Origin of the sequence: Pseudomonas sp. WOUb67, from assembly GCF_050058005.1 — a bacterium.
GTDB classification, from domain to species: domain Bacteria; phylum Pseudomonadota; class Gammaproteobacteria; order Pseudomonadales; family Pseudomonadaceae; genus Aquipseudomonas; species Aquipseudomonas putida_R.
This window is the reverse complement of record NZ_CP170112.1, coordinates 6091671-6118668: the sequence shown is the minus strand read 5'-3', so window position 1 is coordinate 6118668 and position 26998 is coordinate 6091671. Positions and strand designations below refer to the sequence as shown.

The window sequence follows — 26998 nt, the reverse complement described above, 5'->3', positions numbered from 1 at the left end:
GTGGGAGCTGGCTTGCCGGCGATGAAGCCAGAGAGTCGAATCAGGCGTCCTGATAGCTCTCGATCGACGGGCAGGCGCACACCAGGTTGCGGTCGCCGAACACGTTGTCGACCCGGCCGACCGGCGGCCAGTACTTGCTTTCCACCAGGCTTGGCAGCGGGTACACCGCCTGCTCGCGGCTGTAGCCGTGGGCCCATTCGCCAACCAGCTCGGCTGCAGTGTGCGGGGCGTTCTTCAGCGGGTTGTCGTCCTTGTCCAGGCTACCGCTTTCGACCGCACGGATTTCTTCGCGGATCTGGATCATCGCGTCGCAGAAGCGGTCGAGTTCTTCCTTGGCCTCGCTTTCGGTCGGTTCGATCATCAGCGTGCCGGCCACCGGGAAGGACATGGTCGGGGCGTGGAAACCGAAGTCGATCAGGCGCTTGGCCACGTCGTCGACGCTGATGCCGCTGGTGTCCTTCAGCGGGCGCAGGTCGAGGATGCACTCGTGGGCCACCAGGCCATTGCCACCGGTATACAGAACAGGATAGTGCTCTTCCAGGCGGCGGGCGATGTAGTTGGCGTTGAGGATCGCCATCTGCGAAGCACGCTTGAGCCCGGCACCGCCCATCATGCGGATGTACATCCAGGTGATCGGCAGGATGCTGGCGCTGCCGAACGGTGCGGCGCACACCGCACCTTCGGTGTTTTCCAGCTGTGCGTGGCCTGGCAGGAACGGCGCCAGGTGCGACTTGACGCCAATCGGGCCAACGCCCGGGCCACCACCACCGTGCGGGATGCAGAAGGTCTTGTGCAGGTTCAGGTGGGACACGTCGCCGCCGAACTTGCCTGGGGCACACAGGCCGACCATGGCGTTCATGTTGGCGCCGTCGATGTACACCTGGCCACCGTTGTCGTGGATGATCGCGCAGATTTCGCCGATCGCTTCCTCGAACACACCGTGGGTCGACGGGTAGGTGATCATGATCGCGGCCAGGCGCTCGCGATGCTCGATGGCCTTGGCGCGCAGGTCCTCGACATCGACGTTGCCGCGGGCGTCACAGGCGGTGACGACTACACGCATGCCGGCCATGTGTGCGGTGGCCGGGTTGGTGCCGTGGGCCGACGACGGGATCAGGCAGATGTCACGGTGGCTTTCGCCGCGGCTGCGGTGGTAGGCGCGGATGGCCAGCAGGCCTGCGTACTCGCCCTGGGAGCCGGCGTTGGGCTGCAGCGACACGGCGTCATAGCCGGTGGCGGCGCACAGCATGGCTTCCAGCTCGGTGGTCATCTGCAGGTAGCCCTGGCTCTGCGCGGCCGGGGCGAACGGGTGCAGGTTGCCGAACTCGGCCCAGGTGACCGGGATCATTTCGCTGGCGGCGTTCAGCTTCATGGTGCACGAGCCCAGCGGGATCATGCTGCGGTCCAGCGCCAGGTCCTTGTCGGCCAGGCGGCGCAAGTAGCGCATCAACTCGGTTTCGCTGTGGTAACGGTTGAACACCGGGTGTTCGAGGATGGCCGACTGGCGCAGCAGGGCGGCAGGCAGCAGCGAACCGGTGCTGGCGGCCAGGGCGGCGAAGTCAGGCTGGGCCTTGTCGTCACCGAACAGCTGCCACAGGGATTCCACGTCAGCCTGGCTGCTGGTTTCGTCCAGCGACAGGCCCACGTGGGCGGCGTCGACCTGGCGCAGGTTGATGCCCTGGGCGCGTGCCTTGTCATGCAGGGTTGCGGTGGCAGTACCAGTCGCCAGGGTCAGGGTGTCGAAGGCGCTGGCGCCCACTACCTGTACGCCCAGCGCCTTCAGGCCGGCGGCCAGGATCGCGGTCAGCGCATGGGTACGCTCGGCAATGCGCTTGAGGCCGGCCGGGCCGTGGTAAACGGCGAACATGCTGGCGATGTTGGCCAGCAGCACCTGGGCGGTGCAGATGTTGCTGGTGGCCTTTTCGCGGCGGATATGCTGCTCGCGGGTCTGCATGGCCAGGCGCAGGGCGGTTTTGCCGAAGCGGTCGATCGATACGCCGACCAGGCGGCCCGGCATGTCGCGCTTGAACGCGTCACGGGTGGCGAAGTAGGCCGCGTGCGGGCCACCGAAGCCCAGGGGTACGCCAAAACGCTGGGCGCTGCCGATGGCCACGTCGGCGTCGAATTCGCCCGGAGGGGTCAACAGGGTCAGGGCCAGCAAGTCGGCGGCGACGGCGACCAGGGCATTGGCGGCGTGGAAGCGCTGTACCACTTCACGGTAGTCGAACACTTCACCGTTGCTGGCCGGGTACTGCAGCAGGGCGCCGAAGAAGGCGCTGACATCGCCCAGTTCGCGTTCGTCGCCGACCACTACCTCGATACCCAGAGGCTCGGCACGGGTGCGCAGCACGTCGAGGGTTTGCGGGTGGCAATGCACGGAGGCGAAGAAGGCGTGGCTGGCCTTGTTCTTCGACAGGCGCTTGCAGAAGGTCATGGCCTCGGCCGCAGCGGTGGCTTCGTCGAGCAAGGAGGCGTTGGCGATCGGCAGGCCGGTCAGGTCGCTGATCAGGGTCTGGAAGTTCAGCAGCGCTTCCAGGCGACCTTGGGAGATTTCTGGCTGGTACGGGGTGTAGGCGGTGTACCAGGCCGGGTTTTCCAGCAGGTTGCGCAGGATCGGCGCCGGGGTGTGGGTGTTGTAGTAGCCCTGGCCGATGTAGCTTTTGAACAGCTGGTTCTTGCCGGCGATGGCCTTGAGCGCGGCGAGCGCGTCGGCTTCGCTCTGGCCGTCGTCCGAGCCCAGCACGCTGGTACCCTTGATGCTGTCGGGGATGACCGCGGCGGTCATGGCGTCCAGCGAGTCGAAGCCCAGGGCGGTGAGCATGGCCTGCTCGTCAGCGGCGCGCGGGCCGATGTGACGGGCGATGAATTCATTGGCGGTGCTGAGGTTGATGGTCATGGTGGGGGTCCTCAGGCGTCGTCGTTGGCTTTGATCAGGCGGTCGTAGGCGTCCTGGTCGAGCAGGGCGGTCACTTCGCTCATGTCGGCGGGGTTGAAGCGGAAGAACCAGCCTTCGCCCATCGGGTCTTCGTTGACCAGTTCCGGGCTGCTTTCGAGCTGGCCGTTGACCTCGACCACTTCGCCGGTCAGCGGCATGTACACGCCGCTGGCGGCCTTTACCGACTCGACGGTGGACGCTTCGCTGCCTTTCTCATACTGCTGCAACTCGGGCAGTTGCACGAAAACCACATCGCCAAGGGCGTTCTGGGCGTAGGCGGTGATGCCCACGGTGACGCTGCCATCGGCTTCGACGCGCAGCCATTCGTGATCTTCAGTGAAACGCAACTCGCTCATGGGGAATCCTCGGGAAGCAGGGCGTTGGGCGCGGTGGCTCCGCGCTCTTGGGTTGGGGATTCTTAAAGCAAAAACGCGGCCATAAAAAATAAACCCATAGAAAACAATGACTTAAATTGATTTCTTGATCAGTTCGGCCATTCTCATGGAATGAAAACGTTACACATCCCCAGGCACACAAAAGGATTAGTAGATCAAACCCTTGCAATGCCGCCCTGGAATAGCGCTGTAGTGATTTCAATACGCTGTAACTAAATCGATACGATCACGATTACCCCTGATTCACCTGATTGCCTCACGTACCAACAGTCGGCGGAGGGTACGCATACTCTTGGGCGGTATTACATATGTTTTAAAACTTCAATGTAATGGTGTGTGAACTTCAATTTGTCCACATCCCTTTTGCGCTGCGGATGGTAGGAAGTTTTGTCTTTTTATGTAGGGCGCTTCTTCTTTTCTCGGCAGTACTATTGCGCCTGCCCTTGCTTGGATAACCTTACCTTCTGCAAGCCTCTGTTTGATCGAGTGCACTGTTTCATGGACTGCAGGCGCGTTGCTGTGCATCCGTGAATTTTAAGTGCGTGCAAAGTATTTCAACGAGTTTCGTCTGCAGTCGCTCACTTGGATCAGCAAAGGCGGAGAGATGGCTGTATGACGAAAACGCGCGGACAAATAGAGTTGCCCGAAAGTTATGTGGATGCGGTGCGTTATGGCCCGCATACACTTCCGCCCGGGTATTCAGGGCCCGTGGGCTTTCCAGGGGGAAATTATAACCCGACCTTATCGGTCGCTACCGAGATCAATAACCTGTCGAGGCAAGCCCCCGAGGCCCTGAAGGCCGCCAATGATATTGCCCAAGGCGAATACCTGGGCGACCTTCACGAAGCGGTCCAAATGATTGAGTCTGATGTCCAGACTGTTAAACAGGAGATGGGAGAGCGCCCTGCTTCATCGGTGGAGGCACTGAAACAAGATATTGCTGCACGACATATATTGATCGAACGTAAGCTCAACGATCTTAACTTTCAGCGTAATGTTGCCAACCGGTATTTCGGTTCTACCCCGTTGGGCAAGAACCCTATGGAATATGCGATCGCCTCGCAGTTGTTGATGGGAAACGGTGAGGTAGAGCGTACTGGCTTGCAAGACGCCCTGATCTATTCGTTCAGAGGCGCTTATCGCGTGCAGTTGCGTGAAGCCGAAATTCAGATGCTCCAAGGGCAGATTACGGCGTTGCATCAGGCGGTCGCAAATGCCGAAGCACAGGCGCATGCGGATGCCGAAGCACAGCGCATAGCCCATGCCGAGGCGCTGGTGCGGGCACATGTCGAGGCACAGGCCCAGGCCGACGCAGAGGCTCAGGCGCAAGCCCATGAAGAGGCGCTGAGAAGAGCTCATGAGGTGGCTCTGAAAATAGCTCATGAACAAGCCCTGGCGCGTATGCAAGCCAATGCTGAAGCACGGAAAAGCGCACGCGAAGCAGCAGCTGCGCGGGCGGTATTGCAAGAGAAGGCCATTCGTGAGGCCAACACTTACAAGGTTCCGCTTTCTGAGCTCACGGCCCAATCGGCAGTCGTCATGGCCACGGGCGCTGCGCCAGTGCTCGAAGCCGGTTTGGCGCTGGGCGCGGCGATACGCGCTGCTGTTGCCTCGCTGGGTACCGCATCGCTTGAAGCCGTGTTGGGGCCTGCCTTGGTGGGGACCTTTGCATTGCTGTATTCGCCCAAGCTGGGCAATGGGGAATTGCAGGACAACTACCTCCTGAGCGTGCCGCTTGCTGACATCAGCGTTGAGCTCGATGTTGCAGCGCAGGCGGTCGCCCTCGAGCGTGGTGTGGTCGACCTGCCATTGCGGATGGGTGACAAGCGCGATGAGATCGGGCCGACCGAGCTGTTCGTCGCCCATACCGATGGTGCTTTGGCTCCATCGGCAGTCCCGGTACTGGCGGCGAGGTTCGATGCGCAAAGCGGCCACTATGTCGTCACCACCGATGATGTTCCGTCCAGAACATTGCTATGGACGCCCGCAGTCGAGCCGTCGGACAACTCGACAACCTTGCCCGTCACACCGCCCCCAACGACCACGCTGGTTGGGCCAAAGCTGGAGCCGCTCCAGGGCCGGCTTGACGTACACCCGGATCTGCCGGATGTCGGGTTCGATGACTACATCATCATTTTCCCGGCCGACTCGGGGTTACCGCCGCTTTATGTGATGTTCAAAAACCGCCGCTACATAGCGGGGGAAGTGGTAGGTAAAGGCGAACTGATCAAAGGTGAATTCTTATACGAGGGAAACCGAGAAGGTGCGCCGGTTCCCATGCAGATTGCCAGCAAGATGCGTGGGCGGACGGTCAGTAGCTGGAACGCCTATCGCCGGCAGTTATGGCGGTTGATTGGTAGAAGCTCTCTATTTGAAGGTCAGTTTGATGAAGCTAGTCACGCTCAGATGTTGCGAGGCTTAGCGCCATTTGCTCCTGAGGCTGAATGGGTTGGCGGACGAACTAAATATGAAATTCATCATATTAAGTTTATTAGTGAGGGTGGGGGTGTCTATGATAACGACAATCTCGTAATTGTTTCTCCGAAATTTCACATTGAAATCCACAGGTGAGGAGTGTCCCAGTGAAAACGATATCTGACTATACAGAAAAAGAATTCTTCATGTTTGTGTACGGGATTTATCATGCGGATCAACGTCTCTATCCCACTGAGCGATCCCATATTGCAGCGGTATTTGAATTTAAACGATTGTCTGAGCATCCTTTAGGGGCTGACTTGATATTCTATCCTACGAAAAATGGCATTCGGGACTCCCCTGAGAGTGTGGTGGAGGCAGTAAAGAAGTGGCGAGCTGAGCAAGGGTTGCCGGGTTTCAAGGAGGTTTGACGCTGCATAGAGTTTCCCGGCCATTTTCGGTTGGGGAGCTTTTCACCAAAAAATTCGACAGTTCAGATGTGACCCGCATCAAGTACTGATAAAGACGTCGCAAACATGGCAGAGCCATTCACATTGAAGCTCACAAGCGAGGAGTGTCCCAGTGAAAACGATATCTGACTATACAGAAGAAGAGTTCTTCAGGTTTGTGTGTGGCATTTATCATGCGGATCGACGTGTCTATCCCACCGAGCGATCCCATATTGCAGCGGTATTTGAATTTAAACGGTTATCTGAGCATCCTCTAGGGGCCGATTTGATGTTCAAACCTACAAAACTGGGCATTCGGGACTCCCCCGAGCGTGTAGTAGACACAGTAAAAAAGTGGCGAGCTGAGCAAGGGTTGCCGGGCTTCCAGGAGGCTTGACGCCGCATTGCGTTCCCCGGCCGTCCCAGGCCGGGGAATTTTCATTCACAATCGCTCAATTTCTGAGTTGGATAACACTGCCCTTTTCGTGATCAGCCCGCTCCAAACAACGGCAAAGCCAGATACAGCTTGATGACGATGACGTTGATGATGTCGATGAAGAACGCACCCACCATCGGCACCACCAGGAAGGCAATGTGCGAGGCGCCGTAGCGCTGGGTTACCGCCTGCATGTTGGCGATGGCCGTCGGCGTTGCCCCCAGGCCGAAGCCGCAGTGCCCGGCAGCCAGCACGGCTGCATCGTAGTTACGGCCCATCACCCTGAACGTCACGAAGATCGCAAACAGTGCCATGACCAGTGTTTGCGCGGCCAGCAAGATAAAGAAGGGTAACGCCAGTGCTGCCAGGTCCCACAACTTGAGCGACATCAGGGCAATGGCCAGGAACAAAGACAAACTGACATTGCCCAGTACGGATACTTCCCGCTCGAATACACGATAGAAGCCGAATGCGGAAAGACCGTTGCGCAACAACACGCCGACGAACAACACGCACACGAAGGTCGGTAATTCAAATGCAGTGCCTTTCAATAAACCGTTAAGCAAGGTGCCTGCCAGCAAGCTGACGGCAATCAGTGCCAAGGTTTCGATAAATGAAAATGATGTAATCAGGCGCTCTTTATTCGGCTGTTCAAAGCCTTTTGGGAGTTGTGGTGTGTCTTCTTCTACGCCGTGTGTCTTTACCCGCTTGATCAGCAGCCTGGCAACCGGGCCGCCAATCAGGCCGCCCAACACCAGGCCGAAAGTGGCAGAGGCCATCGCCAGCTCGGAAGCCGAAGCAAGGCCAAACTTCTCGGTGAACGTCGCGCCCCAGGCGGCGCCGGTGCCGTGCCCACCCGACAGGGTGATCGAACCGGCCAGCAGGCCCATCAGTGGGTCGAGCCCCAATGCTGTTGCCAGGCCAATGCCCATGCCGTTCTGAACCAGCAGCAAGCCAGTCACCACCAGCAGGAATATGGCGACCACCCGGCCACCCTTCTTCAGGCTGGCGAAGTCTGCACTCAAACCGATGGTGGCGAAGAATGCCAGCATCAACGGTGTTTGCAACGAGGTATCAAACTGGACGTGGACATCGAAGCTGCGCAATGCCAGAAGTGACAAGGCAACGACCAATCCGCCTGCAACCGGTTCCGGAATATTGTAAACGCGCAGGAAACCAATGCGTGCGACCAGCCCGCGCCCCAATAGCAGTACTAAAGAGGCGGCTACAAGTGTCCCGTAAAAATCGAGTTCAAACATCAGGGTACTCTTCGTTCAAGGTGACATGCGAAATTACGATGTCACCATTCTACGGCGAGCACTCCAGTCAATTGCGGCTAAGCGCCTAGGAAAAGTCTGAATGAACTGTCGGATTTGACGACGTCTATCAAGGTTTTCCGGGTATTCCATATTTACGCAGGCGTTGGGCAATAGCGGTGTGCGAAGTTTGCAAGCGCCCGGCCAGTTGCCGTGTCGATGGGTAACTGGCGTACAGGCGCTGCAGCAGTTCACGCTCGAAATCACCCACCGCCTGTTCCAGGCTGGCCACTTCACCGTCCTGCCCGCGGGCCACCGAGGTGCCAGCAATGTCCAGGTCGCCGATATCCACCAGGTTGCCCTCGCAGATGGCCGCAGCGCGGAAAATCACGTTCTGTAGCTGGCGCACATTGCCCGGCCAAGGGTTGGCCAGCAGTGCCGAGTGGGTGGCGGGGGTCAGCCGGCAGGCTGGGCGCTGGATCTGCGTGCAGGCTTGCTGCATGAAGAAGTGCGCCAGCATCAGGATGTCCTGGCCCCTGTCGCGCAGTGGCGGTACCTGCAGGTTGAGCACGTTGAGGCGGTAGAACAGGTCCTCGCGGAAGCTGCCTTCGGCGACCATGCGCTCCAGGTCGCGGTGGGTGGCGCTGATGATGCGCACATCCACCTTCACTTCGCGGTCGCCGCCCACCCGGCGGAAGCTGCCATCGCTGAGAAAACGCAGCAGCTTGGCCTGCAGGTACGGTGACATTTCGCCGATTTCATCAAGGAACACCGTGCCCTGGTTGGCCAGCTCCATCAGCCCGGGCTTGCCACCGCGTTGCGCGCCGGTGAAGGCGCCGGGGGCGTAACCGAACAACTCGCTCTCGGCCAGGCTCTCGGGCAGGGCGGCGCAGTTCAGGGCCAGGAACGGTGCCGCGTGGCGGCTGCTGATGGCGTGGCAGGCGCGGGCTACCAGCTCTTTGCCGGTGCCGGTTTCGCCATGCACCAGCAGCGGTGCATCGAGCGCCGCCACGCGCAGGGCGCGGGCCTTGAGGGTGCGGATGGCGGGCGACTCGCCAAGCAGGGCATCGAAGCCTTCGGCATGGTCGTGGTGCAGGGCCGACAAGCGTTCGCCCATGCGTGTTGGGGGGTACAGCGTCAGCAGGCCACCGGCATTGGTTATCGGCATGGCGTCCAGCAGCAGGCTCTGGCCGTTGAGCTGCATTTCGCGCATGGGCAGGTGGAAGTTGTTGTCCAGCAGGGCTTGCAGCAGCGCGGGGTCGCCAAACAGTTCACCCACCGAGCGCCCGGCGGATTCGCGGCCGCACAGGGCGATCAACGCCGGGTTGGCCAACAGCACCAGGCCTGCGCTGTCCACCGCCAGCACCGGGTCGCTCATCGCCGCCAGCAGGGCATCGAGCTGCAGGTGGCGGCGCTGGCCGGGAAGGATGTCGACCACGTCCACCGATTGCACGCCCTGCACCTCGAACAGCGCGTCATGCAGTTCTTCGAGCACGGCGGGGCTGAGGGTGGGGGCGTCGATGTAGACGTTCGGCGGGACCATCTCCACGGCGTCCAGGTTGAGGTGGCGGGCACCGAGCAGGGCGAGGACTTCCTGGGTGATGCCGACGCGGTCGATGAAGCTGACGTGGATGCGCATGGGGCGATGGGGGTTTTGGCTGGGAAGAGGGCGGTAGTATGCCTCAACATCGCCGGGGCCGCTGTGCGGCCCATTCGCGGCACAAGGCCGCTCCTACAGGTATCGCGTCAAGCTTGAAACGGACGCGATACCTGTAGGAGCGGCCTTGTGCCGCGAATGGGCTGCAAAGCAGCCCCGAAATCTTTAATTCACTCGAGATGTTCAGGCTTGATGGGGTCCCCCGATTTCACATCGAGCTTTTCGCGAATGTCCGCGAACATATAGTCATAGAGCTTGTGCGGCGAACTCAGGGTCTCGAATTTCTTCGGCGGCGCCAGATACGACTGGGCCTTGCGGGTTAGCTGCATCAGGAAGCTGGGCAACACCTGGTCCTTGGCGAGGAAGAACTTTTCTTCCACCGGCTTGCCTTCGATGCTGCCATGCATGTGGAACTGGATGCCTCTGCCTTCCTTGGGATCCGACACTGCCTCGTATTCGATGTTCAGGTCGTAGCTGTGGTCTGCCGGGTTCAGCGCAGTGCGCTCGATGTGTACATGACCGGGGTGGTACTGGGCCATGGCTAGCTCCTTTGGAAGGTCGAAAATGGCGGGCACCAAAGGCCCGCCGACTGCAATCAACGGTAGCTGATCCCAGGCTTCGCGGTGGAAACGCGGGTGCCTGCAGTGCCTTTGACGATGTCTTCGATGTTTTCCAACGAACTGATCACCGCCACCTTGCCGGTGTTGCGGGCAAAGTCACTGGCAGCCTGTACCTTCGGCCCCATGGAGCCTGCGGCGAAGCCGAGGCGTTCAAGTTCGTCCGGGTGGGCCTGGGCAATGGCTTTTTGCGTCGGCTTGCCCCAGTCAATGTAAGCCGCATCGACGTCGGTGGCGATAATCAGAAGGTCGGCTTCCAATTGCTCGGCCAGCAGTGCCGAGCACAGGTCCTTGTCGATCACCGCTTCGATGCCTTTGAGCTTGCGGTTTTCATCGTACATGGTGGGGATGCCGCCGCCGCCTGCGCAAATCACGATGCTGTTCTTTTCCAGCAGCCACTTGATCGGGCGGATTTCAAAGATGCGCTTGGGTTTCGGGCTGGCCACCACACGGCGGTACTTGTCGCCATCGGCCTTGACCACCCAGCCTTTCTCTTTGGCCAGGCGCTCGGCCTCTTCCTTGCTGTAGACCGGGCCGATGAACTTGGTCGGGTCCTTGAAGGCGGGGTCGTTGGCGTCCACTTCCACCTGGGTCAGCAGGGTGGCGAACGGCACCTCGAAGGCCAGCAGGTTACCCAGCTCCTGTTCGATCATGTAGCCGATCATGCCCTCGGTTTCGGCGCCCAGCACGTCCAGCGGGTAAGCCTCGTCAGGCTTGTAGGACAGCGCCTGAAGCGACAGCAGGCCGACTTGCGGACCGTTGCCGTGGGCGATGACCAGTTCGTTGCCGGGGTGAATCTTGGCGATCTGTTCGGTGGCGGTGCGGATATTGGCACGCTGGTTGTCAGCGGTCATGGGCTCGCCGCGACGCAGCAGGGCGTTGCCGCCCAATGCAACAACGATACGCATGGGGAATGTCCTTTAACGAAAGAAGGGAGCGCTGCTCTTGAGTGGGTGTCGCCGCCCCCTGTGGGAGCGGGTTTACCCGCGAATGCGTCAGTAGCCCCAGCCGGGTTGCCTGGGCTGACGCCTTCGCGGGTGAACCCGCTCCCACAAAGGGTCGGGTTGCCCGGCCTGTCGAGTCAGCCCTTACAGGTCAGCCAGGGTCGAAACCAGGATCGCCTTGATGGTGTGCATGCGGTTTTCCGCCTGCTCGAAGGCGATGCAGGCTGGCGACTCGAACACGTCGTCAGTCACTTCGATGCCGTTGGCCAGGTCCGGGTACTGTTCGGCGATCTGCTTGCCTACCTTGGTGTCGGAGTTGTGGAACGCCGGCAGGCAGTGCATGAACTTGGTCCGTGGGTTGCCGGTGGACTTCATCAGGTCGGCGTTCACCTGGTAAGGCTTGAGCTGCTTGATGCGCTCACCCCAGGCTTCGATTGGCTCGCCCATCGATACCCACACGTCGGTATGGACAAAGTCCACACCCTTGACCGCCGCTTTCGGGTCTTCGGTGAGGGTGATGCGGGCGCCGCTTTCTTCAGCGTACTTCTTGCAGCGCTCGACCAGGTCGTCATGCGGCCACAGTGCCTTGGGTGCGGCAATGCGCACGTCCATGCCGAGCTTGGCGCCAATCAGCAGCAGCGAGTTGCCCATGTTGTTGCGGGCGTCGCCCAGGTAGGCGTAGCTGATGTCGTGCAGCGGCTTGTCGCTGTGCTCGCGCATGGTCAGCACGTCGGCGATCATCTGGGTAGGGTGGTACTCATCGGTCAGGCCGTTGAACACCGGCACGCCAGCGAACTTGGCCAGCTCTTCGACGATTTCCTGCTTGAAGCCACGGTACTCGATGGCGTCGTACATGCGCCCCAATACGCGGGCGGTGTCCTTCATGCTCTCCTTGTGGCCGATCTGTGAAGAGTTGGGGTCGATGTAGGTAACGTTCGCGCCCTGGTCGTAGGCCGCCACTTCGAAGGCGCAGCGGGTACGGGTGGAGGTTTTTTCGAAGATCAGGGCAATGTTGTTGCCCTTCAGGTGCTGCTGCTCGGTACCGGTGTACTTGGCGCGCTTGAGGTCGCGGGACAGGTCCAGCAGGTAGCGCAGCTCGCGGGTGGTGTGGTGTTCCAGGCTGAGCAGGTTGCGGTTGTGAATGTTGAACGCCATGACTTTTCTCCTTGAGTTTGGTGAACGCACCGGCCGCCGCTTTGTGAGGGCGGCCGGGGGTAATGGGCGTTAGTAATCGATCGGGTCACGCACAATCGGGCAGGTCATGCAGTGGCCGCCGCCCCGGCCCCGGCCCAGTTCGCCGGCGCTGATGGTGATGACCTCGATGCCGGCCTTGCGCAGCAGGGTGTTGGTGTAGGTGTTGCGGTCGTAGCCGATGACCACGCCCGGCTCGATGGCCACCACGTTGTTGCCGTCATCCCACTGTTCGCGCTCGGCGGCAAAGCTGTTGCCGCCGGTCTCGACCACGCGCAGCTTGACCCCCAGTTGCTCGCCCACCACTTCGATGAACGACTTGTTGACGCGGCGTACATCCATGCCGTACGGCTTGCTTTCGTCCGGGCGGATGATGAAGGGTACGATCTCGCTCACCACTTCCGGGAAGACCGTGACCAGGTCGCGGTCGCAGAAGCTGAACACGGTGTCCAGGTGCATCGCGGCGCGGGACTTCGGCAGGCCGGCGACGATCACTTCCTTGACGGCGCCCTTGGCAAACAGGTTTTGCGCCAGTTGGCCGATGGCCTGGCGCGAGGTGCGCTCGCCCATGCCGATGAGCACGATGCCATTGCCGATCGGCATCACGTCACCGCCTTCGAGGGTGGCGTTGCCGTGGTCCTTGTCCGGGTCGCCGTACCACACCTGGAAGTCGGCGCCAGTGAACTCCTTGTGGAACTTGTAGATGGCGGTGGTCAGCAGGGTTTCCTGGCGGCGCGCCGGCCAGTACATCGGGTTGAGCGTGACGCCACCGTAGATCCAGCAGGTGGTGTCGCGGGTGAACTGGGTGTTGGGCAGTGGTGGCAGGATGAAGCTGGAGTGGCCCAGGTAGTCGTTGTACATCTTGACCACGTCGGCGCCTTCGCTCTGCGGCAGGTCCTGGCCCGCCACACCGCCGATCAGGAACTCGGCCAGGTGGCGTGGCTCAAGGCCTTCGAGCCAGCTGCGCACTTCGTTGGTCAGGCCCACACCGACGGTGTCAGGGGTGATCTTGCGGTCGAGGATCCACTTCAGGGCCTCTTTGTCCTGCACGATGTCGGTCAGCAGGTTGTGCATTTCCAGCACATCCACGCCGCGCTCGCGCATTTTGGTGACGAAGTCGAAATGGTCACGCTTGGCCTGGTCGACCCAGATAACATCGTCGAACAGCAGCTCGTCACAGTTGCTCGGCGTCAGGCGCTTGTGCGCCAGGCCCGGCGAGCAAACCATCACTTTACGCAGTTTGCCGGCTTCGGAGTGGACACCGTACTTCTGTTTTTCAGCGGACATGGTTTCATTCCTCCAATTGAACGAAGACGTGGATCAAAGCGTCAGGAAGCCGTCATACAGGCCAAAGGCTGCCACCAGGGCGCCGATGACCACGGCTGCGAAGATCAGTTTTTCCACGTTGGTGAAAACGGGTTGGCCTACTTCACGCTTGGCCTTGGCGAACAGGATGGCGCCAGGTGCGTAGAGCAGGGCAGAGAGCAGCAGGTATTTCACGCCGCCGGCATACAGCAGCCAGAGGGCGTACAACAGGGCGATGCTACCGATGACCAGGTCTTTCTTGCGTTCGGCCAGGGCCTGCTCGTAGGTTTCGCTGCGCAGTGCCAGCAGGAACGCATAGGCCGCTGACCACAGGTAAGGCACCAGGATCATCGAGGTGGCGAGGTAGATCAGCGACAGGTAGGTGCTGTTGGAGAACAGCGTGATCACCAGGAAGATCTGCACCATGGCATTGGTGAGCCACAGGGCGTTGGCCGGTACCTGGTTGGCATTTTCGCGGCGCAGGAACTCAGGCATGGTGTGGTCTTTGGCGGCGGCGAACATGATCTCGGCGCACAGCAGTACCCACGACAGCAGGGCCCCCAGCAGCGAGATGATCAGGCCGACGCTGATCAGCACCGCGCCCCAGTGGCCGACCACATGCTCCAGTACGGCAGCCATCGACGGGTTCTGCAGCTTGGCCAGTTCCGGTTGGGTCATGATGCCCAGCGACAGCACGTTGACCAGCACCAGGAACAGCAGCACGGTGACAAAGCCGATGACCGTGGCCTTGCCCACGTCGGAGCGTTTTTCCGCCCGGGACGAGAAGATGCTCGCGCCCTCGATGCCGATGAACACCCACACGGTGACCAGCATCATGTTGCGCACCTGGTTCATCACGCTGCCCAGCTCCGGCGTACCCAGAGCCCAGATGTCGGCGGTGAAGATGTCGAGCCTGAAGGCGAACAGGCAGATCAGGGCGAACAGCACCAGCGGCACCACTTTGGCCACGGTGGTGACCAGGTTGATGAACGCGGCTTCCTTGATGCCGCGCAGCACCAGGAAGTGCACTGCCCACAACAGGATCGACGCGCCAATGATGGCGGCCGGCGTGTTGCCTTCACCGAAGATCGGGAAGAAGTAGCCCAAGGTGCTGAACAACAGCACGAAGTAGCCGACGTTACCCAGCCAGGCACTGATCCAGTAGCCCCAGGCCGAAGAGAAGCCCATGTAGTCGCCGAAACCGGCCTTGGCGTAGGCATACACCCCGCCATCCAGGTCAGGCTTGCGGTTGGCCAGGGTCTGGAACACAAATGCCAGGGTCAGCATGCCGACCGCGGTGATGCCCCAGCCGATCAGCACGGCGCCAACCCCTGCGCTGGCGGCCATGTTTTGCGGCAGCGAGAATATCCCGCCGCCAATCATCGAGCCGACGACAAGTGCAACTAACGCGCCGAGCTTTAGTTTTCCGGATGAATCAGACATTTAACAACTCCTGCCAGGAGAAAGTTGACGTCAGCATAAATCCGACGCCGTTGCCGTAAGCTGACTTGTGTCAGTTTAAGGCGACGTGAAGGTAGGAAATTTCCTTCACGGGTGCTCCTGGAGAGTGCCGACAGCTTATGCTGCAAGCCTTGCGCGCTGGCACCTCCATGTCTTTCTAGAGCAAACGCTCTGTTCAGCCTGCGATGCTTGAAGCTAGCCGCTTTTGCCGCTTTCGCAAATTTTTCACAAGAATTTTGAGTTTTATCAGGAACTTTTCTAGTTGCTGTGCAGCTGCTAGCTTTTAAAGGAATGGTGCATAGACAAAGCAGTTATTAGTGCTATAGCTTGAATGGCTTGTTCCATTATAAGTAACAACATCTATATGGCCCGCAGGGCTGTTTCAAAGGCATGACAGCGCGAAAAAATGGGGGAAGCATGAGCGAACCGGGACAGAAGCTGCGCCTGGGCGCGCTGATCGCGCTGGTGGTCGGCTCGATGATTGGTGGCGGGATCTTCTCGCTGCCGCAGAACATGGCGGCGCGTGCCGATGTCGGCGCGGTGCTGATCGGCTGGGGCATCACCGCCGTTGGCATGCTGGCCCTGGCCTTCGTGTTCCAGACCCTGGCCAACCGCAAGCCGGAGCTGGACTCTGGGGTGTACGCCTATGCCAAGGCGGGTTTTGGCGACTACATGGGCTTTTCTTCGGCCTGGGGCTACTGGATCAGCGCCTGGCTGGGCAACGTCGGTTACTTTGTGCTGCTGTTCAGCACCCTGGGCTTCTACTTTCCGGTGTTCGGTGAAGGCAACACGCCAATCGCCATCGGCTGTGCCTCGCTGCTGCTGTGGTCGGTGCATTTTTTGGTGTTGCGCGGCATCAAGGAAGCAGCGTTCATCAACCAGGTGACCACCGTGGCCAAGGTGGTGCCGTTGCTGATGTTCGTGGTGATTGCGGCGTTCGCCTTTCGCGCCGACATCTTCACCCGTGACATCTGGGGCCTGAGCAACCCGCAATTCGGCAGCGTGCTGGAGCAGGTGCGCAACATGATGCTGGTGACCGTGTTCGTGTTCATCGGCATTGAGGGCGCCAGTGTGTACTCCGGGCGCGCCGAGCGTCGTTCGGACGTGGGCAAGGCCACCGTCATCGGTTTTCTCGGTGTGCTGGCGCTGCTGGTGCTGGTCAACGTACTTTCGCTGGGGGTGATGACCCAACCGGAACTGGCCGGGCTGCAGAACCCTTCACTGGCCTCGGTGCTGGAGCATATCGTCGGCCCTTGGGGCGCCTTGCTCATCAGCCTGGGCCTGGCGGTCTCGTTGCTGGGCGCCTTGCTGTCGTGGGCCCTGCTGTGTGCCGAGATCCTCTTTGCCACGGCGCGGGACAAGACCATGCCGCGCTTTCTGGCCAAGGAAAACGCCAACCATGTGCCCGCCAATGCCCTGTGGCTGACCAACTGCATGATCCAGGGCTTTTTGCTGATTACGCTGTTCTCGGCCGGTACCTACACCAGCCTCATCTACCTGGCTTCGTCGATGATCCTGGTGCCCTACCTGTGGTCGGCGGCGTATGCCGTGCTGCTGGCGGTGCGTGCAGAAACCTACGCCGGGCAGCCAGGGTTGCGGCGCAAGGACTTGCTGGTGGCGCTGGTTGCCTTGCTGTATGCCGTGTGGCTGTTGTATGCCGGCGGGCTCAAGTACCTGCTGCTGTCGGCGCTGCTGTATGCCCCCGGTGTGATCCTGTTTGCCAGGGCCAAGCATGAGCAGGGCCAGGCATTGTTCACCACCTGGGAAAAGCTGATTTTCGCCGCCGTGCTGGCGGGCGCTGCACTGGCGGCCTACGGCCTGTATTCAGGGCTGTTGAGCTTGTGACGGGGCAGGGCAGGCGTGCTCCGGGCGTGACCAGATCCACAGGTTGCCCAGGGTCATGCCGGCGATTGCCAGGAACACCGGCCAGTGGTGCTCCAGAAACGTCAGCATCAGGCCCGCGCACAGCAGCATGCTGATGGTCGCGCTTACCTTGGCCCGGCGCTGGATCACCTTGCCCTTGCGCCAGTTGTAAAGAATCGGCCCGAACAGCCGGTGGTTCTCCAGCCATGCAGACAGGCGCGGCGAGCTGCGGGTCGCCGCCCAGGCGGCCAGCAGGATGAATTCGGTGGTCGGCAAACCGGGTATGACGATCGCGACCAGGCCCACCCCGAGGCTCACGTAAGCCAGGATTCCATACAACAGGCGGGCGATCTTCGAGCGGGCAGGTTGGGTCATGGTCTCACTGCAAAAAACGGTTCGGCCACCGGTAGGGTGGCCGGGTACGGCGTATCAGACCAGCGCGGCATCCGCAGCATAGGCATGTTTGAGCAGTTCGGTGAAACGCTCGAAGGCGGCAACGGCACCGCGTTCGGCAGCGGCTTCCTCTTCAGCCGACAGCTCAAGGCCATCGAGGATGCGGGTGAACTGCTTCCAGCCTTCGGCACGGCCACCGGCTGGCTCGCCCAGGTGGCGGGCACCGAAGGTGTCGGACAGCTCCAGGGCCACGGCACGCTTGATCAGAAACGCAGCGCCCAGTTTGGAGCCTTCAGAGACGAAGATCCAGCCCATTGCCTCGCCCAGGCTCGGCTTGCCCACGGCGCCCGGCACGGCAGCCGGCACTTCGGTGTCGAGGTCGGCGAGGTCCAGGCGGGCCTGGTCGGCACGGCAGCGCTCGGCCAGGTCGGGGACGATGGCGATCAGTTGCGGGTCGTTGTACAGGGCTTGCAGCTCGGACTGGAACAGGTACTGGGCAACGACGAAGCGGGCGAAGCTTTCGCGGCTGTCGAAGGGCGCGTGGGATTTGACCAGGGCATCCAGCTCGGCGTGCGGGGCGTGGGTGATCTGGTTCAGGCGCTGGGAGCGCAGGGCTGGGCGTTCGGTCATGGGGGCAGTCCTTGGAAAGAGGGGCGTCTAGATACAAGACGAAACAGCGGCGGCGGGACAGTAAAAAAAACGCGTTTTTCTTCAGAGTTGCAGTGCCTGTGAGATCGAGCGCCGCCCGCGCGGCGCATCGCGAGCTGCGCTCGCTCCTACGTTTGTTTCGGGCCAGTCGCGCCTGTGACAGGCGCGCGCGACCGCCTTGTTTGCACGACGCAATCTCGCGCCATGCGCCAGAGCGTTCGCGCGCAAAACCCACAGGAAAAATTGGCCCGAAACAAACGTAGGAGCGAGCGCAGCTCGCGATGCGCCGCGCGGGCGGCGCTCGATCTGGCAGGCGCTGCAAAACTAAAGGCTTCAGATATCCCAAACCACATTGATACCGAAGTTGCGCCCCGGCATGGTCAGGCGGTCGATGTTGGCTGGCTGGGTCACAGCCGCTTCACCCTGGCCGTCGTAGCTGCGTACCGAATCCCACTGCCAGTATTTCTTGTCGGTGAGGTTGTACAGGCCGGCGTTGATGGTCACGTCGTCGGTGACCTTGTAGTAGCCGGTCAGGTCCAGCACGCCGTAGCCCGGGGTGCGGAACTTCGAGGTGGAACCGTCTGGCGAGTAGAAGCTGGAGTCGTCGACACGGGTCTTGCGCTTGACCAGCGTCCAGCTCAGCAGGCCGCCGTAGTTTTGCTGCTCGTAACCCAGGCCAAACACGCCCTTCAGCGGGTTGACGCTGTTCAGCGGCTCACCGGTGTCATCGTTGCGACCATAGGTGTAGGCAATCGAACCCTGGGTATAGAGGCCCTGTGGCGCGCCGAAGTGATCCAGGTTCAGGCGGCCCTTGACCTCGGCACCCTTGATGGTGGCGTGCTTGATGTTGTTGGCCTGGAAGGTCTGTTCCAGGTTGGCGCTTTGCACGGCATCTTCGTCGATGAAGTCGCGGTACTTGTTGTAGAACACCGCCACGTCGAAGTTACCCGCGTCGAAGTTGCCACGCAGGCCGGTTTCGTAGCTTTTGCTCTTTTCCGGTTCCAGGCCGGGGTTGCCTTCTACGCGGTACCCTTCTTCAAGGTTGACGAACTTTCCGTACATGGACTTGGCGGTCGGGGTGCGGAAACCTTCGGCGTATTGGCCATACCAGGTGTAGTTGTCGTTGAAGGCGTAGGTCACGCCGAGCTTGGGCGACACGCGGTGCCACTTCTTGTCCGCGTCGTCCTGGGAGGTGGGTGCCGTGCCGGTGGACTCCAGGCCACGCAGGAATTCGTCGGTGAACTTCGGCTCCATGCGCGTGTAGTCGTAGCGCGCACCGGGCATGAAGGTCCAGTTGTCCCAGCGGATTTCATCCTGTACGAACAGGCTGTAGGTGTTTACGGTCGGGTCCGGGAAGTCGCTGACCAGCACCTGGCCGTCTGCCGGGCGTTCGGCACCGGCGGCGGAGCAACCGGAGCCCACGGTCAGGCAGGTGCCGGTGCCGCTGCGCGTCCCGGTGATTTTCTCGTGCTTAATCGTGGTGCCATAGGTCAGCAGGTGGTCGGTGACGCCGATGCTGAAGGCCTTGTCCAGCTGGGCGTCGAATACCCACTGGCGGTCCTTGTAAGTGGTGTCACGGGTACGCAGTACCTGGCGGCCAGGCGGTGCGTAGACTTCGTCGGTGTGCTGGTCGGTCTTGGCGATCTGGTAGTTCAGGCTCCACTTCACGTGGTCGGCGACCAGCGAGTCCAGGCCGAACTCATGGTTGATGCCGAAGCGCTCGCGGGTGATGGTGTCGTTGCCGCTGCGCGCCTTGTAGTAGCCCATGCCGCCAAAGCCCGGAATGAACGGCCCGCCCACGGCGCTGAGGATGTTCTGGTCGCGGTCATCCTTGTAGCGCTCGTAGGTGATGCCCAGGCGCGCGTCGTCGGCGTAGTTCCAGCCAAGCTTGGCCAGTACGTTGGTGGTGCGCACGTCCATCGGGTTGGCTTCGGTGCGCGACAGGCCGGCACCGCTGTGGCTGCCGTGGGTTTCGGTCTCGTGGCCGTTGCGTTGGCTCAGGTGCAGCAGGCCATCGAAATCACCCTCGCGGCCGGCGACGGTGGCAGAGGTCAGCCAGCTTTCGTCGGCCGAGCTGTAGCCGGTCTTCAGCCGGGCACCCACATCCTTGCCGGGCTTGATGATGTCGTCGGGGTCGAGGGTGAAGTAGCTCACCGCGCCGCCGATGGCGTTGCTGCCGTATAGCACCGAGGCCGGGCCGCGGAGGATTTCCACGCGCTTGACGATTTCCGGGTCGACGTAGTTGCGTTGGGTCTGGGCGTAGGGGCCGTAGAAGAAGCTGTCGGGAATCGACACGCCGTCAACCTGGGTGAGGATCCGCTCGCCGTCGATACCACGGATGTTGTAGCCGTTCGTGCCGCTGCGCTGGCCGGTACCAGCCACCGACACACCCGGCTCGTAGCGCACCAGGTCCTGGATGTTGTTGACGTTCTGCCGGTCCAGCTGCTCGCGGGTCTGTACGCTGACGGTGCTCGGGACCTGGCTGACGTCCTGGGCACTACGGGTGGCGCTGACGGTCACCTGCTGCAGGGCGATTACGTTGCCGCCAGTCTGGCGCTCTAGGACCACGTTGCCGTTGCTGATCTTGCGAAAACTCAGCCCGGTACCCTGCAGCATGCGCTTGAGCGCGGCATCTGGCGGCAGCGAGCCTTGCACACCCGGGGAAGCCACGCCGTCGGCCAGCTCGGCGCTGAAGCCGACCTGCCAGCCGGTGACCTGGCTGAAGGCGTTGATCGCCGACACCAGCGGCTGCTGGCCGATGCTGAAGCGGTAGTCACCCATGCGCGGGCTGCTGGCCTGGGCCGGTTCGGCGGCCAGCGCGGGCAGGCTGCAGGCGCCACTGGCGAGCAGGGCCAGTGTCAACAGAGACAGTTGCCCTGTACGGCGGGGAAGGGTGGACGAGCGGGTTGGACCAGTGGACATCGAAAGCGCTCCCTGATGCGCGGGCTGTTATAGGTGATTGCTGTTCTCGTTTTCAAACAAGAATCAGTTGCATTGGCTATAACGAGACGGGCGGGGGAGTGCGATCGCGTAAAAATAATTTCGGGGTCAGTTCAAAATCACCAGCGCAGGGTACTCGTGCAGCTGTGCCGAGGTGATGTGGGCCAGTGCGCGCAGGGTTTCCAGCGGCTGGTCGAGGCGGTAGTTGCCGGTGACTGCAACGTCTTCGAGCTGGGCATTGCGGTTGATGATCCAGCCGGGATAGTAACGGCGCACTTCAGCCAGCACCTGGCTCAGCGGGCAGTTCTCGAACACCAGGCGGCCGTCGACCCAGGCCAGGTCCTTTTGCATGTCGGCGCGTTGGCGCTGGCCGAAGCCCTGCGGGCCGACGCTGATGCTGTCGCCGGCACTCAGGCGGATGCGCTGGTCGCGTGCCCCTTGCAGGTCGACATCGCCGCGTTGCACCCGCACCTGCGCTTCGCCATCGAGGTAGCGCACGGCAAAGTCGGTATCGCGCACCTGTGCGCGCACCGGCCCGGCCTCTACCTCAAGCGGCAGCAATGCGCCCTCGGGTATCTGGAAGTAGGCCTCACCCTGCAGCAGGCGGGCAACCTGGCGGCCGTCCCTGCGATCGCTGGCAAATGCCGAGTTGGTGTTGAGCAGCACTTTCGCGCCGTCTTCCAGCTGCAGGCGCTGGCGCTCGCCCACCACGGTCAGGTGGTCGGCCTGCAGGCGGGTGGGCAGGTTACCGACGGTGAACAGCCCGACCAGCAGCACTGCGGCGGTGGCCAGGGGTTTCCAGTGGCTACGCAGGCGCCCGCGCCACGAGCGGCGTTGCTGCTGGTGCATCTGCGTGGCCGCCTGGTGCAACGGCGTACCGTTCCACAGTGCTTCTGCCTCGACATAGGCCTCGGCGTTTTCCGGTGCGGCGCTCAGCCAGGCTTCGAAGGCCTGGGTGTCCTCGGTATCGGCGCATTGCAGGCGCACCAGCCAGTCCAGCGCCTCGTCCATGGCACGAGCACGGGCACGAGGCCCGGCAGGTGACGGGCGAGGGGCAGGGCTGTCGGTCACGGTGAATCCTTGAATGGTTTTTGCGAATGATCAAGGCTAAGGCGGGGTGTGGCAAGGGCTTTGCGTTACCGCCCGGCTGCGCTCGGCTCACTTGAGGCGTTCGGCAACACCCATGCAGATCGCCATGATCAGTTTCAGTTCCTTCTGCACCGTGCTGGGCGAAACACTCAGTTGTTCGGCAATTTCCAGGTAGGTGGCGCCATGCAGGCGGCTGAGGATGAAGATGCGCTGCTGGCGTTCGCTCAGCTGGTTGAGGCTGACGCTCAGGTGCTTGAGCAACTGCTCGGCATGGGCGGCATCCTCGCTGCTGGTAGCGGGCGCGGCCACGCTGTGCAGCACGTCGTCGGGCACATCGTCGACCAGCATGCGTGCCTGCACCCGGCGCGCGCGCAGGTGGTCCAGCGCCAGGTTGCGCGCGGTCTGGAACACGAACGGCTCGATGTGCTCGATGGGCCGCTCGCCCAGGGCGCGGGACACCCGCAGGTAGGTTTCCTGCAGCAGGTCTTCGGCCGTGCTGGGGTTGCCGACCATGCGCTGCAAGGTGCGCAGCAGGGTAAGGCGCTGGACGAGGAAGACGGAGTTGAACCGGGACTGACTCACGGGAGGACCTGGCCGACGAAAGGTTAATGATAATGCTTATCATCTATGCCGTTGGTCAAGTGTGAAAATGTTAGGAAAAGGTAAAGATTGTGAGTTCCCAGTCGCTGCGCATTCCTTGTAGGAGCAGCCTTGTGCTGCGAAGAGGCCGGTAGCCGCACAGAAAATGATGGGCTTTACCGGCCTCTTCGCAGCACAAGGCTGCTCCTACAGGGGAGCGTATGCCCTATGGATTACCGGGCCTGGCACAACGCCAGGCAGTTATCCAGCATGCGGTTGCTGAACCCCCACTCGTTGTCATACCACGCCAGCACCTTGAGCATGCGCCCGTTGGCCCGGGTATGGTTGGCGTCGAAGATCGAAGACAGCGGGTTGTGGTTGAAATCGCAGGAAACCAACGGCAAGGCGTTGTAGCCCAATACCTTGGAATGCTTGCTGGCTTCAAGGAACAGCTGGTTGACCTGCTCGGCCGTGGCTTCGCGCTGGAGGTTGACGGTGAGGTCCACCAGCGACACGTTGATCACCGGCACCCGCACGGCCATGCCGGTCAGCTTGCCGGCCAGCTCCGGCAGCACCAGGCCGACGGCCTCGGCGGCGCCGGTCTTGCTCGGGATCATCGACTGGGTGGCCGAACGCGCGCGGTACGGGTCGCTGTGGTACATGTCGGTCAGTACCTGGTCGTTGGTGTAGGCGTGAATGGTGGTCATCAGGCCTTGCTCGATGCCGAACTCGCGGTGCAGCACCTGGGCGATCGGCGCCAGGCAGTTGGTGGTACAGGAGGCGTTGGAAATGACCTGGTGCGAGGCCCGCAGGATGTCATGGTTGACCCCGTACACAACGGTGGCATCGGCACCCTTGGCCGGCGCCGACACAATCACCTTGCCCGCCCCGGCAGCAAGGTGTGCAGCGGCCTTGGCGCGGTCGGTGAACAGCCCGGTGCACTCGAACACCACGTCGATCGCCTCGGCCTTCCAGGGCAGTTCGGCCGGGTTGCGGATGGCACTGACCGCGATACGGTCACCATTGACCGTCAGGCTTTCGTGGTCGGCCTCGACCGTGGCCTCGAACGTGCCGTGCACGCTGTCGAACTTGAGCAGGTGGGCGTTCATGGCGCTGTCGCCCAGGTCGTTGATGGCGACGACCTGCAGGTCCTGGCGGTAGCCTTGGGTATACAGTGCGCGCAGGACGTTGCGCCCGATGCGGCCGAATCCATTGATGGCGATGCGAAGGGTCATGGCAGTACCTCTGGCAGTCCGAGTGAAACCTGTGGCAAAAAGGAGCTTCACTGAAACGGTTTTGTTGTTGGAATTACAAGATTATTCACTGGCTGATAGAAAACAAGCCTTTTTAGTGGCAGTATTTTGTTTAAACATACAACGAGTGGTTGGGCGATGTGCCTCCACCGATGCAGCAGGCTCCTTACCTTGAGCCTAGGCCGCAATCGTTTGGAGGGGAAATGCCCGGTAAACCGCCCTTACAATTAGCCTGGAGTCCAGTACATGCATCCGCGCATCCTTGAGGTCACCCAGCGGCTGATCGAACGCAGCCGTGCCACCCGCGAACGCTACCTGCAGCTGATTCGCGGCGCGGCCAGTGAAGGCCCCATGCGTGCCAGCCTGCAGTGCGCCAACTTCGCCCATGGCGTGGCCGGTTGCGGCAGCGAGGACAAGCAGACTCTGCGCCTGATGAACGCCGCCAACGTGGCCATCGTCTCGGCCTACAACGACATGTTGTCTGCCCACCAGCCGTACCTGCACTTCCCCGAACAGATCAAGCAGGCCCTGCGCGAGGTCGGTTCGGTCGGCCAGTTTGCCGGTGGCGTGCCGGCCATGTGCGACGGCGTGACCCAGGGCGAGCCGGGCATGGAACTGGCCATCGCCAGCCGCGAAGTCATCGCCATGTCCACGGCGGTAGCGTTGTCGCACAACATGTTCGATGCCGCGCTGATGCTGGGCATCTGCGACAAGATCGTCCCAGGCCTGATGATGGGCGCGCTGCGCTTCGGCCACCTGCCGACCATCTTTGTCCCGGGCGGGCCGATGGTGTCGGGCATTTCCAACAAGCAGAAGGCCGACGTGCGCCAGCGCTATGCAGAAGGCAAGGCCAGCCGTGAAGAGCTGCTGGAGTCGGAGATGAACTCCTACCACAGCCCCGGTACCTGCACCTTCTACGGCACCGCCAACACCAACCAGCTGGTGATGGAAGTGATGGGCCTGCACCTGCCGGGCGCTTCGTTCGTCAACCCGTACACGCCGCTGCGCGATGCCCTCACTGCCGAGGCCGCGCAGCAGGTGACGCGCATGACCAAGGCCAGCGGCAGCTTCATGCCGCTGGGCGAAATCGTTGACGAGAAGGCGTTGGTCAATTCCATCGTCGCCCTGCACGCCACGGGCGGCTCGACCAACCACACCCTGCACATCCCGGCGATTGCCCAGGCGGCAGGTATCCAGCTGACCTGGCAGGACATGGCCGATTTGTCCGAAGTGGTGCCAACCCTGTCCCACGTGTACCCCAACGGCAAGGCCGACATCAACCACTTCCAGGCTGCTGGTGGCATGGCCTTCCTGATCCGCGAGCTGCTCGATGCCGGGCTGCTGCACGAAGACGTCAACACCGTGGCCGGCCACGGCTTGCGCCGCTACACCCAGGAACCGTTCCTCGACAATGGCCAGCTGGTATGGCGCGAGGGGCCGCAACAGAGCCTGGACGAAAGCATCCTGCGCCCGGTGGCGCGGCCGTTCTCGGCCGAAGGCGGCCTGCGGGTGATGGAAGGCAACCTGGGCCGTGGCGTGATGAAGGTTTCTGCTGTCGCCCCCGAGCATCAGGTGGTCGAGGCCCCGGCGCTGGTGTTCCACGACCAGCAGTCGCTGGCCGATGCGTTCAAGGCTGGCGAGCTGGAGCGTGACTTCGTCGCCGTGGTGCGCTTCCAGGGCCCGCGTTGCAACGGCATGCCCGAACTGCACAAGCTCACACCCTTCCTCGGTGTGCTGCAGGACCGTGGCTACAAGGTGGCGCTGGTGACCGACGGGCGCATGTCCGGTGCCTCGGGCAAGATCCCGGCGGCCATCCACGTTTGCCCCGAGGCGTATGACGGCGGCCCGCTGGCGCGGGTGCGCGATGGTGATATCGTGCGGGTTGATGGTGTCGAAGGCACGTTGCGGGTCATGGTGTCGGCCGAGGAACTGGCCAGCCGCGACCTGCCGCCGGCCCCCCAGGGCAACGACCTGGGCTGCGGGCGTGAGTTGTTCGGCTTCATGCGCATGGCGTTCAGCCCGGCAGAGCAGGGCGCCAGTGCGTTCACCTCGGCCCTGGAGAACCTTAAATGAAGGACCTGCTGGTTGGCGACATCGGCGGCACCAATGCCCGTTTTGCGTTGTGGCGTGACAACCAGCTGCATGAGGTGAAAGTCTTCGCCACCGCGGACTACACCAGCCCGGAGCAGGCCATCGAGGCTTACCTCGAAGGCCAAGGCATTGCCCGCGGCGGGTTGGCGGCTGTATGCCTGGCGGTAGCCGGGCCGGTCGATGGCGATGAATTTCGCTTTACCAACAATCACTGGCGCCTGAGCCGTACAGCCTTCTGCAAGACCTTGCAGGTCGAGCGGCTGTTGCTGATCAACGACTTCACCGCCATGGCGCTGGGCATGACCCGCCTGCGCGAAGGGGAGTTCCGCGAGGTGTGCCCGGGTCAGGCTGACCCGTTGCGGCCTGCGTTGGTGATCGGGCCAGGCACTGGCCTGGGCGTCGGTTCGCTGCTGCGCCTGGGCGAGCAGCACTGGCAGGCCTTGCCCGGGGAGGGCGGCCATGTCGACCTGCCGGTGGGCAATGCCCGCGAAGCGGCGATCCACCAGCAAATCCACGGGCAGATCGGCCATGTCAGTGCCGAGACTGTGCTCAGCGGCGGTGGCCTGGTGCGGCTGTACCAGGCAATCTGTGCACTGGATGGCGACACACCCAGGCACAAGACCCCGGCGCAGATTACCGACGCCGCGCTGGGCGGCGAGCCACGGGCGCTGGCGGTGGTCGAGCAGTTCTGCCGGTTCCTTGGGCGTGTGGCGGGTAACAACGTGCTCACGCTGGGCGCGCGAGGCGGGGTCTATATTGTCGGCGGCGTGATTCCGCGCTTTGCCGAGCTGTTCCTGCGTAGCGGGTTTGCCGCGAGTTTTGCCGACAAGGGCTGCATGAGTGGCTATTTCGCTGGCGTGCCGGTGTGGCTGGTGACGGCAGAGTTTTCCGGGTTGCTGGGGGCCGGGGTCGCCTTGCAGCAGGCGTTGGATCACTGACTGGGGCCGCTTTGCGGCCCTTCGCAGCACAAGGCTGCTCCTACAGGATGGCGCAATTCCTGTAGGAGCAGCCTTGTGCTGCGAAGGGCTGCAAAGCAGCCCCTGTAAAAACAGGCAATGAAGACCTGTAACTAACAAGAGGA

21 protein-coding genes are annotated in these 26998 nt (G+C 61.9%); 6 read left to right on the top strand and 15 right to left on the bottom strand.

The features are described 5' to 3' along the window. Positions 1-40: 40 nt before the first annotated feature. Positions 41-2896 (bottom strand): aminomethyl-transferring glycine dehydrogenase, encoded by a 2856-nt coding sequence (gene gcvP, locus ABOC32_RS27055; protein WP_426809534.1) that lies wholly within the window; start codon positions 2894-2896, stop codon positions 41-43. 11 nt (positions 2897-2907) lie between these two features. Beyond that, positions 2908-3291 (bottom strand): glycine cleavage system protein GcvH, encoded by a 384-nt coding sequence (gene gcvH, locus ABOC32_RS27050; protein WP_016501301.1) that lies wholly within the window; start codon positions 3289-3291, stop codon positions 2908-2910. Between the two features lie 651 nt (positions 3292-3942). Here gcvH and ABOC32_RS27045 point away from each other — a divergent pair. The 3 genes from ABOC32_RS27045 to ABOC32_RS27035 all read left to right on the top strand — a co-directional run bounded on the left by ABOC32_RS27045 (position 3943) and on the right by ABOC32_RS27035 (position 6591). Beyond that, entirely contained in the window at positions 3943-5901 is a 1959-nt protein-coding gene (locus ABOC32_RS27045) for an S-type pyocin domain-containing protein (protein WP_426809533.1), read from the top strand. An 11-nt stretch (positions 5902-5912) separates the two neighbouring features. Next, positions 5913-6176: a bacteriocin immunity protein gene (locus ABOC32_RS27040; RefSeq protein WP_426809532.1), complete on the top strand. Its 264-nt coding sequence runs from the start codon at positions 5913-5915 to the stop codon at positions 6174-6176. 151 nt (positions 6177-6327) lie between these two features. Further along, a complete protein-coding gene (locus tag ABOC32_RS27035) occupies positions 6328-6591 on the top strand; it encodes a bacteriocin immunity protein (RefSeq protein ID WP_426809531.1) in 264 nt (87 codons plus the stop codon). A gap of 92 nt (positions 6592-6683) precedes the next feature. Here the strand turns inward: ABOC32_RS27035 and gltS are convergent, their stop codons facing one another. The 7 genes from gltS to arcD (ABOC32_RS27000) form a co-directional block, all read right to left on the bottom strand. Continuing rightward, positions 6684-7889: a sodium/glutamate symporter gene (gene gltS / locus ABOC32_RS27030; protein WP_426809530.1), complete on the bottom strand. Its 1206-nt coding sequence runs from the start codon at positions 7887-7889 to the stop codon at positions 6684-6686. A 127-nt stretch (positions 7890-8016) separates the two neighbouring features. Next, entirely contained in the window at positions 8017-9525 is a 1509-nt protein-coding gene (locus ABOC32_RS27025) for a sigma-54-dependent transcriptional regulator (protein ID WP_426809529.1), read from the bottom strand. Between the two features lie 188 nt (positions 9526-9713). Next, complete coding sequence (locus tag ABOC32_RS27020; protein ID WP_234227405.1) at positions 9714-10082, bottom strand: DUF5064 family protein; 369 nt, start codon at positions 10080-10082, stop codon at positions 9714-9716. A gap of 56 nt (positions 10083-10138) precedes the next feature. Further along, entirely contained in the window at positions 10139-11068 is a 930-nt protein-coding gene (arcC, locus tag ABOC32_RS27015) for a carbamate kinase (RefSeq protein WP_043196856.1), read from the bottom strand. A 180-nt stretch (positions 11069-11248) separates the two neighbouring features. Continuing rightward, entirely contained in the window at positions 11249-12259 is a 1011-nt protein-coding gene (locus tag ABOC32_RS27010; RefSeq protein WP_086978995.1) for an ornithine carbamoyltransferase, read from the bottom strand. A gap of 69 nt (positions 12260-12328) precedes the next feature. Continuing rightward, entirely contained in the window at positions 12329-13582 is a 1254-nt protein-coding gene (arcA, locus tag ABOC32_RS27005) for an arginine deiminase (protein ID WP_426809528.1), read from the bottom strand. A 33-nt stretch (positions 13583-13615) separates the two neighbouring features. Beyond that, on the bottom strand, positions 13616-15043 hold the full coding sequence (arcD, locus tag ABOC32_RS27000; protein WP_234227403.1) for an arginine-ornithine antiporter: 1428 nt from the start codon (positions 15041-15043) through the stop codon (positions 13616-13618). 435 nt (positions 15044-15478) lie between these two features. Here arcD (ABOC32_RS27000) and arcD (ABOC32_RS26995) point away from each other — a divergent pair, with 435 nt between their 5' ends. After that, complete coding sequence (gene arcD / locus ABOC32_RS26995; protein WP_426809527.1) at positions 15479-16906, top strand: arginine-ornithine antiporter; 1428 nt, start codon at positions 15479-15481, stop codon at positions 16904-16906. On the opposite strand, the gene ABOC32_RS26990 is transcribed toward arcD (ABOC32_RS26995), so the two are convergent. From ABOC32_RS26990 to gap, 6 genes are all read right to left on the bottom strand, one after another. Then, positions 16886-17299: a YbaN family protein gene (locus tag ABOC32_RS26990; RefSeq protein ID WP_426809526.1), complete on the bottom strand. Its 414-nt coding sequence runs from the start codon at positions 17297-17299 to the stop codon at positions 16886-16888. The genes arcD (ABOC32_RS26995) and ABOC32_RS26990 overlap by 21 nt on opposite strands. Before the next feature lie 54 nt (positions 17300-17353). Then, positions 17354-17947: a biliverdin-producing heme oxygenase gene (locus tag ABOC32_RS26985; protein ID WP_086978989.1), complete on the bottom strand. Its 594-nt coding sequence runs from the start codon at positions 17945-17947 to the stop codon at positions 17354-17356. Between the two features lie 351 nt (positions 17948-18298). Next, complete coding sequence (locus ABOC32_RS26980) at positions 18299-20887, bottom strand: TonB-dependent receptor (RefSeq protein WP_426809525.1); 2589 nt, start codon at positions 20885-20887, stop codon at positions 18299-18301. A 126-nt stretch (positions 20888-21013) separates the two neighbouring features. Then, entirely contained in the window at positions 21014-21976 is a 963-nt protein-coding gene (locus ABOC32_RS26975) for a FecR family protein (RefSeq protein ID WP_426809524.1), read from the bottom strand. A gap of 87 nt (positions 21977-22063) precedes the next feature. Then, on the bottom strand, positions 22064-22576 hold the full coding sequence (locus tag ABOC32_RS26970) for an RNA polymerase sigma factor (protein WP_426809523.1): 513 nt from the start codon (positions 22574-22576) through the stop codon (positions 22064-22066). A gap of 230 nt (positions 22577-22806) precedes the next feature. Next, positions 22807-23808 (bottom strand): type I glyceraldehyde-3-phosphate dehydrogenase, encoded by a 1002-nt coding sequence (gene gap / locus ABOC32_RS26965; protein ID WP_234227398.1) that lies wholly within the window; start codon positions 23806-23808, stop codon positions 22807-22809. A 264-nt stretch (positions 23809-24072) separates the two neighbouring features. Between gap and edd the strand changes: the two genes are divergently transcribed. Continuing rightward, the gene (edd, locus tag ABOC32_RS26960) at positions 24073-25899 is read left to right on the top strand and encodes a phosphogluconate dehydratase (protein ID WP_426809522.1); all 1827 of its coding nucleotides are present in this window, start codon (positions 24073-24075) and stop codon (positions 25897-25899) included. Next, the gene (locus ABOC32_RS26955) at positions 25896-26855 is read left to right on the top strand and encodes a glucokinase (RefSeq protein ID WP_426809521.1); all 960 of its coding nucleotides are present in this window, start codon (positions 25896-25898) and stop codon (positions 26853-26855) included. Before edd ends, ABOC32_RS26955 begins: the two co-directional genes overlap by 4 nt. Positions 26856-26998 lie beyond the last annotated feature (143 nt).

Bases quoted from the DNA above. Each gene is read 5' to 3' on its own strand.
- gcvP (WP_426809534.1), bottom strand. From the start codon at position 2,896: ATGACCATCAACCTCAGCACCGCCAATGAATTCATCGCCCGTCACATC.
- gcvH (WP_016501301.1), bottom strand. From the start codon at position 3,291: ATGAGCGAGTTGCGTTTCACTGAAGATCACGAATGGCTGCGCGTCGAA.
- ABOC32_RS27045 (WP_426809533.1), top strand. From the start codon at position 3,943: ATGACGAAAACGCGCGGACAAATAGAGTTGCCCGAAAGTTATGTGGAT.
- gltS (WP_426809530.1), bottom strand. From the start codon at position 7,889: ATGTTTGAACTCGATTTTTACGGGACACTTGTAGCCGCCTCTTTAGTA.
- ABOC32_RS27025 (WP_426809529.1), bottom strand. From the start codon at position 9,525: ATGCGCATCCACGTCAGCTTCATCGACCGCGTCGGCATCACCCAGGAA.
- ABOC32_RS27020 (WP_234227405.1), bottom strand. From the start codon at position 10,082: ATGGCCCAGTACCACCCCGGTCATGTACACATCGAGCGCACTGCGCTG.
- arcC (WP_043196856.1), bottom strand. From the start codon at position 11,068: ATGCGTATCGTTGTTGCATTGGGCGGCAACGCCCTGCTGCGTCGCGGC.
- ABOC32_RS27010 (WP_086978995.1), bottom strand. From the start codon at position 12,259: ATGGCGTTCAACATTCACAACCGCAACCTGCTCAGCCTGGAACACCAC.
- arcA (WP_426809528.1), bottom strand. From the start codon at position 13,582: ATGTCCGCTGAAAAACAGAAGTACGGTGTCCACTCCGAAGCCGGCAAA.
- arcD (WP_234227403.1), bottom strand. From the start codon at position 15,043: ATGTCTGATTCATCCGGAAAACTAAAGCTCGGCGCGTTAGTTGCACTT.
- arcD (WP_426809527.1), top strand. From the start codon at position 15,479: ATGAGCGAACCGGGACAGAAGCTGCGCCTGGGCGCGCTGATCGCGCTG.
- ABOC32_RS26990 (WP_426809526.1), bottom strand. From the start codon at position 17,299: ATGACCCAACCTGCCCGCTCGAAGATCGCCCGCCTGTTGTATGGAATC.
- ABOC32_RS26985 (WP_086978989.1), bottom strand. From the start codon at position 17,947: ATGACCGAACGCCCAGCCCTGCGCTCCCAGCGCCTGAACCAGATCACC.
- ABOC32_RS26980 (WP_426809525.1), bottom strand. From the start codon at position 20,887: ATGTCCACTGGTCCAACCCGCTCGTCCACCCTTCCCCGCCGTACAGGG.
- gap (WP_234227398.1), bottom strand. From the start codon at position 23,808: ATGACCCTTCGCATCGCCATCAATGGATTCGGCCGCATCGGGCGCAAC.
- edd (WP_426809522.1), top strand. From the start codon at position 24,073: ATGCATCCGCGCATCCTTGAGGTCACCCAGCGGCTGATCGAACGCAGC.
- ABOC32_RS26955 (WP_426809521.1), top strand. From the start codon at position 25,896: ATGAAGGACCTGCTGGTTGGCGACATCGGCGGCACCAATGCCCGTTTT.